1 protein-coding gene is annotated in these 2,206 nt (G+C 38.9%); it reads right to left on the bottom strand.

Features of this window, described 5'->3' with window-relative positions; genetic code table 11:
• Positions 1 to 2,206 (bottom strand): hypothetical protein (locus tag QZ824_RS11430; protein ID WP_291276144.1); only part of this gene is annotated, 2,206 nt, incomplete at both ends.

Raw genomic sequence — 2,206 nt, 5'->3', positions numbered from 1 at the left:
ACTAACATTAGCTAAAGAATTAGAAGAACTACCCAAATTACCATTCAACGAAACATCTCCAGTAATCGAAGCAGTACCCACACCATCAGATGATCCAAGTACATTACCAGTAACAGTTGATGCAGAAATCACAATCTCAGAACCTGAACCTAAATTAATTGATGTAGCATCCAAAGTGTTATTACCAACCGTTAACACAACGCCTGAATCAACGTTAACAGCATTCAATGAATTTTCTGAGCTACCAACGCTGTTTGATAGAGAGAAGTTTCCATTTACATTCAATGTACCTACGCCATCAGAAGAACCTAAAATAGTTCCCGAAACTGAACCAGTATTCAAATTCAAAATTGCGCCGCTATCTAAAGTTACGTTACCAGCCACAGAAGCAGAACCTGAGAATGTAGCAGTTGAATCGTTATCAACCGTCAAATCACCAGTTAAAGTTTTTCCTGAAGCAAGAGTTAAAGAAGCAGAACCTTCACCTTGGCCAACAGTTACAGTAGTCGCCGTAATAGATTCGCTGAAACTAACATCAGCACTATCGTTAATATTTACAGCAGCAACTCCATTAGTAGTACCAATTGTGCTAGTAATAGTATTGTCAGCCGTCAATAGAACCGTTCCTACTTTGGTATCAGAATCTGAACCATCAATCGCACCAGAAATAGAACCTGTGCCTAAACTTAAAGTTGAGCCGGAATTCAAGTTAACTGAGTTAGCATATATATCATTTGAGCCAACAGTTAAAGTTTTGCTAGCAGCAACATTGATAGCACTCAAAGCGCTATCTGATCTAGCAACGTCGTTCGTTAAAGTATAATCTTGGTTGAAGTTCACAGTACCATTTCCACTTCCCGAACCAAGAATAGTTCCAGAAACTGTACCAGAATTTATATCTAATGTACTACCACTATTCAAAGCGATATTTCCTGACACAGAGGCCGTTCCTGAAAGAGTAGCAGAAGCGTTGCTGTTAAGAGTCAAACTACCAGTTAAGGTGTTTCCAGAATCAAGTATGAAGGAAGCAAGTGCTCCACCTTCACCAACAGTTACAGTCGAAGCTGTAATATCACCATCAACCTCTAAAGTAGCTCCATTACTTACTGTAACAGAAGCCAAACTCTTAGTTGCACCGATATCACCGATTACAGTTGAAGTCCCGTAAGCATTCAAAGTACCGGTTAGATTTGCAGAACCGTCAATTGCAGCAGTAACAGTTGAAGAACCAAGAGCAAGAGTTGAACCACTATTTAACCTGATGGTGCTTGCGTCAATATCACTTGAACCAGTGCTTACAGTTTTGCCAGCGGCAACATTAATTCTATTAACGGAATAATCTGCACTACCGATATCACCAACTAATGTAGAGTTGTTATTCAAGTTAACGATACCAACACCATCCGAAGAACCAAGAATGCTTCCAGAAACTGAACCAGTGTTGATGTTGATAGTTGAGTAGTCGTTTAAAGTAACGTTACCAGTTAAAGTTGCACTGCCTGACAAGGTAATAACAGCGCTCTCTTCAAGAATAACATTACCGGTTAAGTTGTTGCCAGTCGTAACATTAATCGAACCAGAATTTCCTTCACCTATTGTAACAGTTCCAGCATTAACAGAAGAGTTGAAAGTGATATTAGCTAAGTCAGAAACATTAATTGCTGCCAAAGAGTTTGTAGCACCAATTGACTGAGTCATTGTTCTGGTTTCAGTAAAGTTTAATGTACCAGAGTTAGATGAGGAACCATTGATAAGGCCAGAAAAAGATCCGTCAGCAAGAGTTAATTCAGCACCGCTTGCAATATTAACGTTTGTAGCATCAACGCTATTTGAACCAACAGTTAGAGTTCCTGAATTTACGTTTACGGTATTAATTGTATGAGAACTGTTACCTAAGCTGTTTGATAAGCTGAAATCATCACCAAAATTTACTGTACCAATATTGTCTGATGAACCAAGGATAGTTCCTGAAACTGTACCAGAGTTTAGATTTAGTATAGAAGAGCTACTTAAGCTAATGTTACCAGCAACTGAAGCTGCACCTTCAAATGTAGCAGTTGAGTTATCTTTAACATTCAAACTACCGGTTAAATCATAACCTGAAGCTACAGTTAAAGAACCACCAGCACCGCCTTGGCCAACATCTACCGTAGTAGAATTAATATCACCATTAACAGATAACGATCCACCATCTTGAATCGTTAAT

It is taken from the genome of Flavobacterium sp., from assembly GCF_021151785.1.
Lineage (GTDB): Bacteria > Bacteroidota > Bacteroidia > Flavobacteriales > Flavobacteriaceae > Flavobacterium.
The sequence above is the reverse complement of the archived record's forward strand: the minus strand, read 5'-3'. Positions and strand labels throughout refer to the sequence as shown.